Source organism: Kitasatospora sp. NPDC056273 (assembly GCF_042268845.1).
In the GTDB taxonomy this organism is placed as follows: domain Bacteria; phylum Actinomycetota; class Actinomycetes; order Streptomycetales; family Streptomycetaceae; genus Kitasatospora.
Window position 1 is genome coordinate 16370 of sequence record NZ_JBHJSJ010000026.1, and the last position, 14726, is coordinate 31095.

The 14726-nt window shown below is 71.4% G+C and carries 9 protein-coding genes; 6 read left to right on the plus strand and 3 right to left on the minus strand.

From position 1 onward, the window contains the following. Window positions 1-23: 23 nt before the first annotated feature. Window positions 24-1406 (plus strand): protoporphyrinogen/coproporphyrinogen oxidase, encoded by a 1383-nt coding sequence (locus tag ACFCY1_RS23110; protein ID WP_375875872.1) that lies wholly within the window; start codon window positions 24-26, stop codon window positions 1404-1406. A 494-nt stretch (window positions 1407-1900) separates the two neighbouring features. Here the strand turns inward: ACFCY1_RS23110 and ACFCY1_RS23115 are convergent, their stop codons facing one another. Next, window positions 1901-2632, minus strand: a complete 732-nt coding sequence (locus ACFCY1_RS23115) for a hypothetical protein (protein ID WP_049649138.1) — start codon at window positions 2630-2632, stop codon at window positions 1901-1903. Window positions 2633-3048: 416 nt separating this feature from the next. Here ACFCY1_RS23115 and ACFCY1_RS23120 point away from each other — a divergent pair, with 416 nt between their 5' ends. The 3 genes from ACFCY1_RS23120 (at window position 3049) to ACFCY1_RS23130 (ending at window position 9238) form a co-directional block, all read left to right on the plus strand. Beyond that, window positions 3049-7533, plus strand: coding sequence for an FG-GAP-like repeat-containing protein (locus ACFCY1_RS23120; protein WP_375875873.1), 4485 nt, complete (start codon window positions 3049-3051; stop codon window positions 7531-7533). 200 nt (window positions 7534-7733) lie between these two features. Then, window positions 7734-8513 carry an SDR family NAD(P)-dependent oxidoreductase gene (locus tag ACFCY1_RS23125; protein ID WP_117485803.1) on the plus strand — a complete coding sequence of 260 codons (780 nt, stop codon included), beginning with the start codon at window positions 7734-7736 and terminating at the stop codon, window positions 8511-8513. A 182-nt stretch (window positions 8514-8695) separates the two neighbouring features. Next, window positions 8696-9238, plus strand: a complete 543-nt coding sequence (locus ACFCY1_RS23130; RefSeq protein WP_375875874.1) for an SMI1/KNR4 family protein — start codon at window positions 8696-8698, stop codon at window positions 9236-9238. A gap of 44 nt (window positions 9239-9282) precedes the next feature. Here ACFCY1_RS23130 and ACFCY1_RS23135 read toward each other — a convergent pair whose 3' ends face one another. Further along, the gene (locus tag ACFCY1_RS23135) at window positions 9283-10083 is read right to left on the minus strand and encodes a hypothetical protein (protein WP_375875875.1); all 801 of its coding nucleotides are present in this window, start codon (window positions 10081-10083) and stop codon (window positions 9283-9285) included. A 67-nt stretch (window positions 10084-10150) separates the two neighbouring features. Continuing rightward, window positions 10151-10756 (minus strand): hypothetical protein, encoded by a 606-nt coding sequence (locus tag ACFCY1_RS23140; RefSeq protein ID WP_375875876.1) that lies wholly within the window; start codon window positions 10754-10756, stop codon window positions 10151-10153. A gap of 405 nt (window positions 10757-11161) precedes the next feature. On the opposite strand from ACFCY1_RS23140, the gene ACFCY1_RS23145 reads away from it, so the two are divergent. Next, window positions 11162-12019: a hypothetical protein gene (locus tag ACFCY1_RS23145; RefSeq protein ID WP_375875877.1), complete on the plus strand. Its 858-nt coding sequence runs from the start codon at window positions 11162-11164 to the stop codon at window positions 12017-12019. Window positions 12020-12066: 47 nt separating this feature from the next. Continuing rightward, window positions 12067-14726 (plus strand): caspase family protein (locus ACFCY1_RS23150; RefSeq protein ID WP_375875878.1); only part of this gene is annotated, 2660 nt, incomplete at its 3' end.

The following is a 14726-nucleotide window of genomic DNA, read 5'->3' on the forward strand; positions in this document are numbered from 1 at the left end:
CGGGATGTCCGAGGAGGCGTCGCATGGCCGAAACCGCCACCGAGAACCGGGTGATCGTGGTCGGATCCGGAATCGCCGGAACGGCCGCCGCCTTCCGGCTGCGCCAGGCCGGCCGCGACGTCACCCTGCTCGAACAGGAGGACCACGTCGGAGGCCGGATGTCCTCCCGCGAGGTTCCGGTCGGAGACGTCCGGTACCGCCTCGATCGCGGCGCGAGCTGGCTCTCCCGGAACTACGCCCCCATGATCCGGCTCCTGGAGGACGCGGGGCTGGCGACCCGCATGCTCCCGTGCTCGGACGAACTCGGCGTGCTGCGCGACGGCCGCGTGCACCGCCTCTCCCTCGTCAAGACCTCGGGACTCCTGAGCACCGGACTGCTCGGGTGGCGCGCCAAGCTCAAGGCCGTCAACCTGCTGCGCGACCTCGGGGCCGCCCGCCGCCGACTGCGCTGGGAGGACCTGTCCGGCGCCGCCGGGATCGACGGGGAGAACGCCCGGGAGCACGCCCTGCGCCGACTCGACCGGGAACTCCTGGACTACCTGATCGAGCCCCTGTGCAGCACCCAGTTCCTCGTACCCGCCGAGGAGGTCGCCGCCGTCGGCGCCTTCTGCATCATGTGGGGCACCTTCGGAGCCGCGAGCTTCACCTTCGACGGTGGTGTCGGACTCCTCCCCGAACTCCTCCTCGCCACCCCCGTGATGCGCTCCCCGGGCACCCGCCTCGAACTGGGCGCCCACGTGACCGAAGTGCGGGCGGAAGGGACCGGGGTCGAGGTGGTGTGGGAGCGGGACGGCGAGGTCCGGACCGAACGGGCCCGCGCCTGCGTGGTGGCCGTACCGGCCCCGGCCGCGGCCCGGATCGTCACCACCCTCGACGCGGACCAGCGCCGGTACCTCGACGGCGTCCGGTACACCAGCGACGTCCACGTCACCTTCGGGCTGCGCCGGGCACCCGCCGAGACGGCACTGGGCGTCGCCGTACCGTGCCGGGAGCACCCGGACCTCTGCGTCGCGCTGTACGAGCACAACCTCGGCCCCGGCCGGGCGCCCGTCGGCCGGGGCCTGGTCACCCTGGTCTTCCGGCACCACTGGAACACCGCCCGGATGCACCTCGACGACGAGACGGTGATCGCCGACGCCCGCAAGGCCGTGGGCGAAGCGCTGCCGGACCTGGCCGCCCACATCGACGAACACCGGGAGATGGAGGTCGTCCAGCGGTGGGAGAACGCGGTCCTGGCCCGCCCGGCCGGCGGATACCGGGACCTCGCCGCCTTCACCGCGGGCCTGGACCCGGCCTCGCCCGTCCAACTCGCCGGGGACCACTTCGCCTACAGCACCACCAACTCCTCGCTGGCCACCGGCGAACGTGCCGCCCGCCGCATCCTGGACCTGCTCTCGGCGCGGTGAGCGGGCGCGGCGGGAATGTGAGGAAACGCGGGAACGCGAAGGAACGCGCGGGAACGCGAGAGGACCCGGGAGCGTAGCCTGCTCCCGGGCCCCTGTTTGCCGCCCAATTGCGCACACCGGCACGTTTAAGGGTCGCGGATCAGGTTGAAATCGACGCGTTCTACCTTTGAACTACCGTGCCACGGAGCGGCACAGACAGGACTTGAACCTGCATTCGTCGATATTCGTCCGCACCCGGTCGATCCGGTGTTCGGCGGCGAATGCTGAGACTGGAGCGAGAGTCTGAGATTGACAGGGCCTGCCTCTGCCTGATTGGGCTACCCCGGCCGGCGGTGCCGGGGGGAGGGCTCGAACCTCCACTGTGACCCCTGGTCAGCTTCAACGTCAGTGTCAGCTTTGCGCGCCGCGCACGGGCCCACCCATCCGGCTTCCCAGGCAGGGGACTTGTCGCGCTCGGCGCACCCGCCCGGCTCCCCGGGCGGGCGATCATGAGGCTACCGGAACAGGTAGCCGAAGACGGCGTCACCCACCCGCTGGTCGGTGACCTCGACGGCGTTGGCCTCCTCGCGGGCGAACTTGACGGCCTGCTGGAGCTTCTCCACCCGCTCGGCGAGCTCGTTCACCCGGCGGGCCGGCAGCGCGCCGGAGAACTTGACCGTGGTCCAGTAGCCGACCGCGACGTCCTCGTAGTAGACCTCGACCTGGGCCGGGTGCTTCTCGGTGGCCTCGGCCTTGACGTGGTTGCGCGGCACCTTCTTCGTCCGGATGGTGCGCACCGGCTCGGTCTTCCAGGCGTCGGTGGACGGGTCGAGGTTCCAGGACTCGGAGGCGTCCAGCACCGGGAGCTTCTTCACGAAGGTGAACAGGTCGGTGAGCTGCTTCTCCAGGAAGAGCAGGTACGGCACCGGCACCCGGGAGAGGAGCACCTGGCCGTCCACCACGACGTCGGCGCGGGCGTCGATGTTGGCCCAGTCCTTGGTGGCCGTCACGTCGAAGAGCCGGGTGAGGGTGTTCGCGGTGGACCGCAGGATGTCCTCGGCCTTCAGCTGCACCCGGGTCGACTCCGGCGGCAGCTGCTCGCCCTCCTCGTCCTTGGGCTGGTAGGCGCGGGAGATCCCGGCCAGCAGCGCGGGCTTCTGCAGGTCCTGGTGGGCCTGCGTCAGCTCCTGGAAGGACTTGGACTTGACGCCCTTTTCAACGGCGATGATCTGGTTCAGCTTTGCCACGTCCGGGACGCTATCAGTCCGGGACTGATCGGCGACACCCAATTATCGACCGGGTGTTCGGCGCTCCCGCGGGCTGCCTGACCTGGCGCCATGGTGCCGGATCCGCACGAAGGTTGAGCCGATCGCCGGCCCTCATGGCCTGACGGTCGGCCCGGAGCCCATGCATCAAGTGGACTTGAGTCCAGATTAGTATTGCAGTACACATTGATGCTCTGGCGTACCGATCGGGGGATCGGCTGATGAGCGTCCTCCTCCCGGCCGGGATCGCCTCAACCGGCAGTCCTGCCACGGCGGGGCCACTCCACACCTGAAACGGACCCATGGATCCACAACGTCCATCGATCAGACAGAACACCCGCGCCCGGAAGGTTGCCGGACAGCGCGACCGACGGCCCGATGACGCGGCGACCGCGGGTGTGACGCTCCCTCACGCCCGGGCGCTCCTGCGGACCGGTTCCTTCCTGCTGTCCCTCGTGCTGCTTCTGGCCGCCCTCATCCGCCCCGCCCACGGTGCGGCAGCCGAGCCGGAAGCCGGCTACAGGGATCGACTCGCGACGGTCATATCGAATCTGCGTCAGGGGCTGCACGGAACGCCCCACGACTACACGGTCACGGTCGGCGGGACGACCACGGAGGTCAGGAACGTCGAGCTGACGGGCACCGGCATCGCACTGCTCGACATCACTCCTCTCGGGCCCGAGGGCGTGGGAGGCGTCCAGCTGATCGTGAGGGAAGCCAACTCCTACGTCATCGGATTCCACATCGACAGCCGGTACTTCTATCTCCGCAAGGACGGCGGCGCCATCGAGACGGACGGCCCTGGAACCGGTTCCCAACGGGTCGACCTCGGCTATGAGGGCAGGTACCAGGACCTGAGGAAGCTCGAAGATCCGGACTACACCGTCGCGGAGTCCGACATCGATAGAGCCGTGCAGGCGCTTGCCTTCGCGAAACCGGCGGGTGGCAAGGAACCATACGGCACTCTGCGGGGACCGCTGGGCGTCCTCGTCGTGGCAGTGGCTGAGTCGGCCAGGAACAGGGTGGTCGAGAAAGGCGTGCTGGACGCCCTCGCCGATCCATCCGGGAAGGGGCCCTTCCCCGTACGCGACTACAAGGACCTGATCCTCGAGTGGGGCAAGATGGGGAAGGCGATCGATGCCGGCGCCACCTACAGAGTGATGGGTCCGAACGGGAAGCAATTGGTGATGAACACCGACTTCCTGCGACGGATGCTGGCCATGAAGCGCCCATGCAAGGTCGCATCCCAGCTGTCCGTCCGCGCGGGCTCGGTGTGCTCGGACGATTCCGCCGCCATCGTGTCCATGGGCGACAGCTACATCTCCGGTGAGGGCGGACGCTGGGCCGGAAACGGGGACGCCACGGGCTCCGGATCCAGCCTCGGTACCGACCGCGCCGCGACGGACTGCAGCGAGGACGTCGCCGGGGCGGAGGCCTGCCGCTACGACCTGACGAAGGTCTACGGTGACACCTCCTACCAGGGCGGCAACGGGTGCGACCGCTCGGACACGGCCGAGATCAAGGGCGCCGACCTCTACGGCGTCCCGCCGGGGAACCGCTTCAACATCGCCTGCTCCGGTGCCGAGACGAAGCACGTCCGCGGCGAGGGATTCAAGGGCGAGGCGCCGCAGGTCCAGCAGCTGCGTGAGCTGGCGAAGCAGCAGGACGTCAAGGTGATCGCGCTGTCCGTCGGCGGGAACGACCTCGACTTCTCCGGGATCCTGACGCGTTGCGCCCGGCGGTTCATGCTCGGCCAGGGCGCCTGCCACGACGGTGAGGACGGTCCGCTGAAGAGCAAGTTGGCGGGCCTTCAGGGCAGTGTCGAGGGCACGGTCGACGACATCCGCGCCGCCATGCGGGACGCAGGGTACGAGGACGGCGACTACACCCTGGTCATCCAGTCCTACCCGAGCCCGTTCCCGCAGCCCCTGGGCATGCGCGAGACCGGCGACACCTACGACCGGTACACCAAGGCGGGCTTCCCCTTCTATGACGAGGACGCCGCCTGGACCAACCGCACCGTCACCCCGGCGATCTCCGACGCCCTCAAGAAGGCCGCGGTCGCGAAGAAGGCCGTCTTTCTCGACCCGCGGTCCGCCTTCGCGGGGCACGAGCTGAACTCCAAGGACGCCAGGACGGCCGGGGTGGAGAACTCCCCTCAGTCCCCGCTGGCCGCCGACGCCGCCGAGTGGGTGCGCTGGGTCGACCACCTGCCCGGCGTGCCGAGCACCCGCAAGCAGGGCGAGGCGCAGGAGTTCGTCCACCCGAACGCCTTCGGGCAGCAGGCCCTCTCGGAGTGCCTGAGCCAGACGGTGCGGCAGCACGACGCGCACCCGCAGTACGGCACGTTCGCCTGTGACGGACGGGCCGGGGCGGCACCGGGTGCGGTGACCGTCCGGCACACCGGTCTGGAGAGCCGGGACCCGTGGGACGTGCCGAAGCTGACGGTGATGCCGCTGGGCGACTCGATCACCCAGGGCGTGGGCAGCGCCAACGACAGCCTGGGCTACCGCAAGGAGCTGTGGCAGGCGCTGAAGGACCACACCGGCAGCCTGGACTTCGTCGGCTCCCTCAAGCACGGTGACGGAGGCTTCGACGGCGATCACGAGGGCCACTCGGGCTGGCGGATCGACGAGTTGACGGACAACGCGGGCTACCGCGAGGGGGACCTCGACACCTGGCTGCCGGCGGCGAAGCCGAACGTGATCACGTTGATGGCGGGCACCAACGACCTCAACCGCGGCGCCCCGACCACACCCCAGGACGCGCGCGACCGGATGGACACCCTGCTGGGGAAGATCCACGCCATGGCGCCGGACGCGACGGTGGTGCTCGGCTCGGTTCCCCCGACCGACCCCGCCACGCCGTGGGTGCGCTTCCAGCCCCTGTTCGACGCCTACAACAAGCTCCTGCCGCCGCTGGTGGACACCTGGCGGGGCAAGGGCATGAAGGTGCGCTTCGCGGACATGGGCGCCGTCACCGCGGGCGACATGAGGGGCGGCGACGGCCTGCACCCGACCCCGAGCGGCTACACGAAGATCGCCGACGCCTTCTACGAGGGTGTCGCCGCCGCGGCCGCCGACGGCTGGATCACCGAGAACGTCGCGGTCAAGCCCGCCCCGTACAGCGGGGGCGTCCTGGGCGACGGCCCGGTGGACATCGACGGTGACGGCAAGGCCGACTACCTGGTGGTCGGCGACGACGGCTCGGTCGAGGCATGGCTGAACCGGGGCACCGACGCCAAGGGCGGCGGAGGCTGGCAGAGCGTCGGAAGGATCGCCGCCGGGGTCGCGCCGGGCGGCAAGGTCCGCTTCGCCGACCTCGACGGCGACGGCAAGGCCGACTACCTCGTCCTGAACGACGACGGCTCGGTGCAGGCCTGGCTCAACCGGGGGACCGACATGCCCGGAGGCACCGGTGCCCCTGGCGGCGGCGGAGGGATGGACCCGTCGACCGGCTCCGGCGGGACCACGGGTACGGGCACGCCCGGTGGAGGCGGGGGCATGGACCCGTCCGGCGGATCGGGCGGGACCACCGGCACGCCCGCCGGAGGCGGCTGGCAGGCCATCGGCACGGTGGCGGCCGGCGTCGCCCCCGGCGGCAAGGTCCGCTTCGCGGACGTCAACGGCGACGGGAAGGCCGACTACCTCGTGGTCGAGGACGACGGTTCCGTCTCCGCCTGGCTCAACACCGACGGCCGGGGCGGCTGGAACGGCGTCGGGCGGATCGCGGCCGGAGTGGCCACCGGGGACAAGGTCCGCTTCGCCGACTTCGACGGCGACGGCAAGGCCGACTACCTGGTGGTCGGCGACGACGGCTCGGTGAACGTCTGGCTGAACAAGGGCACCGACATGCCCGGCGGAGGCGGCTGGAGCGCTCTCGGAAAGGTCGCCGCGGGCGTCGCGCCGGGCGGCAAGGTCCGCTTCGCGGACGTCGACGGCGACAAGCGGGCCGACTACGTCGTGGTCGGCGACAACGGTTCGCTGGACGCGTGGCTCAACAACGGAGGCGACACCGGCGAGCGCGGCTGGACCGAACTCGGCCAGGTCGCCACCGGTGTCGGTCTGCCGAGCAAGTACGTGTGGCTGGGCGACATCGACGGGGACAAGAAGGTCGACTACCTCGCCAGCAAGGGCGGTGGGGTTTTCGACCAGTGCATGCTGTTCAACCGGGGCGGTGACGGGCGCGGCGGCTGGGAGGAGCCGGTCCCGAAGGAGTCCTCCTGCGACCGAGGCCCCGATGAACTCCCGGACTCCACCTCGTACTTCACGGACTTCGACGGCGACGGCAAGGCCGACCACCTGGAGGTGATGCCGGACGGCCGGGTCATGTGCTGGGCGGGTACCGGGAAGGGAGGCTTCCGCAGCGGCGGCACGGTGGCCGCAGGTGTCGCCCCGGCCGCGAAGGTACGACTCGCCGACTTCGACGGTGACGGGAAGGCCGACTACCTCGTCCTGGAGGACGACGGCTCGGTGAGCGTCTGGCTGAACAAGGGTGGTGACGGGTACGGAGGCTGGGAGGCCATCGGCCGGGTCGCCGCCGGCGTCGCCCCGAGTGGGAAGGTGCGCTTCGCCGATGTCAACGGCGACCGACGCGCCGACTACCTGGTCGTGGAGGACGACGGCTCGGTCAAGGCGTGGATCAACAACGGCGGTGACGGGCACGGTGGTTGGCGGGAACTCGGGCAGATCGCCGCGGGCGTCGCCCCCCGCGACAACGTGCGGTTCGCCGACTTCGACGGCGACGGCAGGGACGACTACCTCGTCCTGGCGGACGACGGCGCGATGAGGGTCTGGCTCAACCATGGCGGCGACGCCCCGGGCTGGATCGAAGCCGGCCGGATCGCCGCCGGTGTGGCTCCGGCCAACCGGGTCCGGATCTGACCCCTCCGCCACGACGACCACGACGACCATGACGGCCCCGGCACGGTACCGCCCGTGCCGGGGCCGTTGTCGTGCCGCCGCCCGCCGGGTGGCATCAGCGCTCCGGCGCCGGGCATGTATCAGGGGTTGTCCGGCATCGGGCCGTGACGATCCGGAACCGGCCCCGGACTCGGCCGGGGCGGTACGAAGGAGCGGCGGCCATGGGCGAACCGGACGGTAGGACGGCACTGGTGACGGGCGGGTCGCGCGGGATCGGGCGGGCGGTCGCGCTGCGGCTCGCCGCCGACGGGGCGCTGGTCGCGGTGCACTACGGCGGCAACGAGGAGGCCGCCGCGGAGACCGTGGAGCTGATCGCCAAGTCCGGCGGCCGGGCGTTCGCGGTGCGGGCCCGGTTCGGTACCAGCGGCGCGCTGGACGAACTGTTCGAGGGCCTCACGGCCGGGCTGGCGGAGCACGGCGAGGACGGCCTGGACGTCCTGGTGAACAACGCGGGCATCCACCTGGCCGGTTCGATCGGACAGATCACCGAGGAGGAGTTCGACCGGGTGATGGCGATCAACGTCCGCACGCCGGTCTTCGTGATCCAGCGGGCCCTGCCGCTGCTCCGGGACGGCGGGCGGATCGTGAACGTGGCCTCGGCCGCTGCCCGGATCGGCTCGCCCCTCCAGATCGGCTACAGCGTCAGCAAGACGGCGCTGGTGGCCCTCGCCGCGCCCCTCGCCAACGAGCTCGGCCGGCGCGGGATCACCGTGAACACCGTCAACCCCGGCGTGATCCTCACCGACATGACCTCCGCGTGGACGAGCGCCCCGGAGGCGATGGCCGGACTGGAGTCCATCACCGCCCTGGGCCGGATCGGCCTGCCGGAGGACGTCGCGGACGTCGTGGGCTTCCTCGCCGGCCCGCAGGGCCGCTGGGTGACCGGCCAGGCCATCGATGCCTCCGGCGGCACCTACCTCGGCCCGATCCCACCGGCGTGACCCGGGCTGGGCCCCCTTCGGGGACGCCTTCACGCCTTCGCTCCACGCCATGCCGCTGGACGCTCAGGCGGCCCGGGGCCAGGACCAGCGGCTCGCCCCTGGGCGCCGGTGCCGCCCTGCGACCACGCCGAGGCACCAGGGCCGCCGGATCGGAAGTCGATCGCCCCTGAGAAGATCCTCCCGTGACCCGAGCATGTGATCAGCGCCCCGATGAGACCGCCCTCGCCATCCTGGGCGCCGCGTTCCCTTCGGAGTGGCGGGAGCCTGCCCTGGGGTACGACGGCGTCGCGGCGTGGGAGGCCGCGAACGGGGTCACGCTTCCGGAGCCCTACCGGACCTTCACCGCGGAGATCAGCAACGGCAGCAGCCTCGGACCTGCCGAGGACGGGGGGCTCCAGCCCCTGGGATGGCTGCCCGCGAACTGGCCGGACCTGGGGCCGCGCCTGCCCGGCGAACCGTTCCCGCTGGACGACGCCTGGCTGTGGGAGGACGACGGCGAGGCCGATCCGGACGATCCCCGCATCCACGCCGCCTTCACCCACGGATCGGTGGTCCTCGGCTCGGAGGACGGCCAGTCGTTCTGGCTCCTGGCGACGGCCGGGCCCCACCGGGGCGAGGTCTGGATGGTGTCCGACGTCGGCGCGATCCCGGTGCCCGGCGCCGAGGCCTGGGGCTTCGCGGAATGGGTCGAGCACTGGCACTCAGGCGACGCCTGGCCGGTCTGAGTCGGCCGTCCCTCCACCGACCCCGGCGGCCAGCGGGGGCAACGTCAGCCCGCCGCGCTCTCCAACCGTCTGAGGACCGCCGTCAGCGCCCGGACGCGGTCACTCTCCTGCGGCAGCCCGGGAAGGCAGGCACGCAGACGTCGCACCGTGTCGAGTCGCACGTTCCCCGGCCCGACGGCGTCGACGATCGAACCGATCGCTTGGAAGGCCCAGTACTGGCTGAACGCGAAGTCCTCGGAGACCGCCGCCTCGACGAGCGCCGGCAAGAACTCCTCCTCCGGCCGGGCGTACAGGCGGGCGTAGGCCGCCAGCCTGGTCCCGCCGTCGGGGGAGCCGAGGGCGGAGGCGGTGTCGTAGTCGGCCACCAGCGGAGTGAACCTGGCCAGCTCGGCGAAGATCAGCTCCTGACGGTATGTCCGCGCAGGCCCCGACGGCTCCCTGCGCCGCAGGTCCGCGTACTCGTCGACGAGACGGCCGACCGTCTGCTCCGCCTCGGCGCCCTGAACACCCTCGCCGCCGGCCACCAGGGCGACGCGGGCCTGGCGGCTCGCGTCGTCCACCGCCTCCCGCGCCTCCGCGGCTTGCTGTTCGACCGCTTCCACACGCTCCTGCAACTGCCGGTACTGGAACTTGGCGCCCCCGGGCAGTTCGATGCTCTCGAAGAGGTCGCCCAGCCACGGGACCACGGCGATCGCGGCCAGGACCAGCGTCGCACCGTCGATCTTCAGATCCGGCCTGACGGTGTGGACGACACCGACACCCAGCGCGCCAAGAGAAATCACGGCGGCCACCAGCCGCCTCCGCCGTCCTTCGCGCACGCCTTCCCGACCCCCCGTGTCCGCCATACCCCCAGTATCCCGATCCCGGAGAGCGGTCCACCACCCGGTCGGACTACCGCCGTCGATCAGGGCCTCAGCTGTACGGGCTCCAGCGGCCGAAGCGGGCCAGCAGCTCTTGGGCGGCGTCCTCGTTCAGGCCGAGCGCGGCGGCGGTCTCCTTCAGGCTCAGGTCACGCCGGGCATCCCGGGCGGGCCAGTAGGCCTTCCGCTCCGCAGTCACCTCCAGCAGCCTCGCGGCCCTCAGCGCGGCCAGTGGGGAGTCGTTCCCCAGCTTCTCGATCCCCTCCGCCAGGAGGCGCAGCAACTCGCCGAGTTCCTCCGGCAGGGCCACAGCGGACTCCTCCACCTCGGCGGCGTGCCGGTCCCACTCCTCCTCGCAGCTCTCCGCCAGGTCCAGGGCCGCTTCACTGAGGGCCCGCTCGCCGATCTGGTCCCAGTCGAGGGGACGCGCAGCACCGGACCAACCGCAGGAGCACACGGCGCGCAGCATGTGCGCCCTCGGGCGGAGACCTGAGCTGCCGTCGTACACGTTCCACTGCGTGGTCGTCCGCCCGGCTCCGTGTTCCGTCAGGATGAGGTAGGCGGGCTCGGGAACGGTGCCGTCGGGCAGGAGCACGCCGACGGCTCCCTCGTGCGAGGCCCCGAACTCGTCCGTCGTCCACGTCTCCCGCTCGCCCACGATGCCCTCCAAGGCTCAGCCCGTCCAAGCGCCCGTCTGCCGGGCGCGGGACCGACGATCCCGCAGTAGGTGCCCACGTGTCAGAGAAACGATGAAAGACCAGCCTCCAGTGTTAGGCCCCGCAAGACGGTTACCCGGTCGACGCGTGCCGGCCTCATCGGAAGCTGCCGCCTCCACGGCGGACAGCGGGCGACACAATGAGCCGGAAGCATGCGGTGCCGACCGAGGATGGGTTCGAGGACGGCTTCGAGGACGGCTTCGAACCCGTGGGACGTGTACCGGAGGCAGGCTGTCGATTTAGCTGATTCGGCAGACGGGCATGACGGGGGCTGGTAGGTGTGAATCCGCTGCGGTTGGCGGCGTTCTGGTCTGCTGGGGGTGGTGGTCGTGGCCCGGGTGGTGTGTGTGCACGGGATAGGGCAGCAGGTGCAGGGGGAGGACCGGCTGCGGGCGGTGTGGTGGCCGGCGCTGCGCGACGGCCTGCGGCGGGCCGGTGCGGTCGCGGACGTGCTGGGGGAGGAGGACGTCGCGGTGGGCTTCTACGGGGACGTGTTCCGTCCGGTCGGCCGGATGCTCTCGGCCGGAATTCCGCCGTATACCGCCAGGGATGTGGAGGACGGCTTCGAACGGGAACTTCTCGCCGCCTGGTGGTCAGCCGCGTCGGAGGTCGATGCAGGGGTGGTGCCCCCAGGCGCGGCCGACACCCTGGTGGCGACACCACGTTCGGTCCAGGCCGCCCTGCGGGCTCTGTCCGGGTCGAGGTTCTTCTCGGACGTGGCGTTGCGGATGGTCGTCAGCGATTTGAAGCAGGTCCGCGCGTACCTGACGGACCAGCAGGTTCGTGAGCGGGTCCGCGGTCGGGTCATGGCGCGGATCGGCCCGGACACCCGAGTGGTGGTGGCGCACTCGCTGGGCTCGGTGGTGGCCTACGAGGCGCTGTGCGCGCTGCCGGGGCACGGGGTGCGGGCGCTGGTGACGATCGGTTCGCCGCTGGGCATCCGCAATCTGGTGTTCGACCGCCTCCAGCCGGTCCCCGAACGGGCCGGCACGGGGGTTCGCGGGGTGTGGCCGGGCGGAGACGGGATGGCGTGGACGAATCTGGCCGGCACGGGGGACGTGGTGGCCCTGGTGAAGGACCTGCGGCCGGTCTTCGGCGAGCGGCTGCGCTCGGGACTGCTGTCCAACGGCACGCACGCACACGACGCGACGGCGTACCTGACCGACGCCCTGTGTGGGAAGGCGATCGCCGAGGGCCTGGGGTGAGCGAAGCGCGGAACAGGCAACCGCGGAGGTTCCTGATCGCTGCCACGGTGGCGGAGTACCCGAAGAACCGGGCCTGGGACCGGCCTGACCTGCCGACGGCTCGCAGGAGGGTTGCCGCGCTGTTCGCCGGCCTCGGGTACCACCTGCACGACGGCGTTCCACCGAATCCGACCAAGCAGGAACTGACCGACGCCCTCAACGCGTTCTGCACTTCGCCGGAACGCCGGGAGGAAGACCTGCTCGCGGTGTACCTGTCTTGCCACGGCGACATCCTGGACTCCACCGGCGAGCACGTCCTGATCACCGCTGACACCGATCCGGACCGGCTGTCGTACACGGGGCTGCCGACGGCGGAGCTGACGCGGGCGATGCTGCTCGACACCCGGATCCGGCGGGTGCTGCTGATGCTGGACGCCTGCTACGTCGGCCACGGCGGCAACCAGCTGGCTGCCGCAGCACTGGAACGCCTTGGACAGACCTGGGGCACCGGGTCCGGGTCGGGACTCGTCATCGTGTCCTCTGCCCAGCCCCACCAGGAAGCGGTGGCCGACCTGTTCCCGCGCCTGCTGGAGGACGCGGTGAACGGCCTGGCGGTAGCCGGCCGCGGCCCTGACACGCTGTCGGTGAGCACCGTGGTCCAGCACATGAACGACGCCCCGGAGCGGCCCGACCACCAGCGGATCGGCCTGGCGATGGTCGGCCTGGACGGGGAGCCGCCCGCGTTCCTCCCCAACCCGCGCCACGACGCCCGCCTCAGCGCCGTCGACCTCGCGGTGCAGCAGGAGGCCGCCTTCGGTGAACAGGACCGGCGGCGGGAGACCGAACTCGTCACCCGACTGCTGCTCCGCGCCATGGGCTACCAGAGCCACGACACCGGCGAGGGCACCGAACCGGGGTGGTGGTTCAGCGGCCGTCACGCCGCCCTCACCGACCTCGCCGCCTGGCTCAGCACCCGCAGAGACGGCGACACGGCCGGGTGCCGGGCGGTGACCGGGGGACCAGGCTCCGGCAAGACCGCCGTCCTCGGAATGATCGCCGCCCTCACCCACCCCGAACGCCGCCGCACGGTTCCCCTCCACACCCTCGGCTTGCCCCCCGACCTCCTCAACCTCGGCGCACTGAACGCCGCCGTCTACGCCCAACGCCTCACCGACACCGACATCCTCGATGCGCTGTGCGCAGCCGCCCGCGTCCAGGCCGAAACCGTCGGCACGTTCCTCGACGCCCTCGGCCGACAGAACCGCCCACGCCCGCTGACCGTCCTCATCGACGCCCTCGACGAGGCCGCCACCCCAGACAGCCTCTGCACCACCATCCTGCGCCCGCTCCTCCAGCACTCCCGCGGCCGCATCCGCCTCCTTCTCGGCACCCGCCCCAACCTCCTGCCCCGCCTGCCTCTCACCGACGACCAGGTCCTCGATCTCGACAGCGGCCGCTATGCCGACCCGGAAGCCCTCACCGCCTACGCCGCCCGCACCCTCCTCCAGGCCCGACGTACCTCCCCCTACCGGCGCTCCCCGGGCGCCGTCGAACCGGTTGCCCGCAAGGTCGCCGGCGCAGCCCGCCACTCCTTCCTCATCGCCCGCATCACCGCAGGCACCCTCGCCGCCGCCCCCACGATCCCCGATCCCACCGACACCGCCTGGCACGTCGCCCTGCCCCGCCATGCCGGCGACGCCATGCGCCACGACCTCCACCAACGCCTCGGAGCCGACGCCCGGCGAGTCACCGACCTCCTGCGTCCCCTCGCCTACGCCCAGGGCCAGGGCCTGCCCTGGGAAGACCTCTGGGCCGCCCTCGCCACCCGCCTCTCCGGGCGCGCCTACACCGACGACGACATCGTGTGGCTGCGCGAACAGGCGGGCGCCTACATCGTCGAAGCGACCGAAGGCAACCGCTCCGCCTACCGCCTCTACCACGAGGCGCTGGCCGAACACCTCCGCGAGAACACCGACCCGAGGGCCGTCCACGCCGCGTTCACCCACGTCCTCACCGACCGGGTCCCCCAGCGGGCCGACGGCAGCCGCGACTGGTCCCGGGCCCACCCCTACACCCTCCACCACCTCGCCCACCACGCCGCGCAGGCAGGTCTCCTGGACGAGGTGCTCACCGACAGCGAGTACCTCGTCCACGCCGTGCCCCGCGGTCTCACCCCGTACCTCCACCAGGCCCGGAGTGACACGGCCCGCCTGACCGCCGCCGTCTACCGCACCGGCCTTCACCTCCACCACGACGCGGAACCGCCCACGAGACGACAGACCCTCAGCCTCGATGCCGCCCGCGCCGGAGCCCACGGCCTCCACCGTGATCTCACCCGGCACATCCCGTCCGATACCTGGACAGCACAGTGGGCTACCGGCAGTACCTTCAACCCCGCCCTGCGGGACACTCTCACTGGCCACAGCCGCAGCGTGACCGGGGTCGCGTGCGCGGTGCTCGATGGACGGCCCGTCGCCGTCAGCACCAGTGACGACGGGACGGCACGGGTGTGGGACCTGGCGACCGGTCGGCTTGTCGGTGAGCCCCTCACCGGCCATACCGGCGGGGTGACCGGAGTCGCGTCCGCACTGCTGGACGGCCGACCCGTCGCCGTCACGGCAAGCCACGACGGGACGGCACGGGTGTGGGACCTGGCGACCGGTCGGCTTGTCGGTGAGCCCCTCACCGGCCACACCGGCGGGGTGACCGCAGTGGTGTGCTCGGCAGT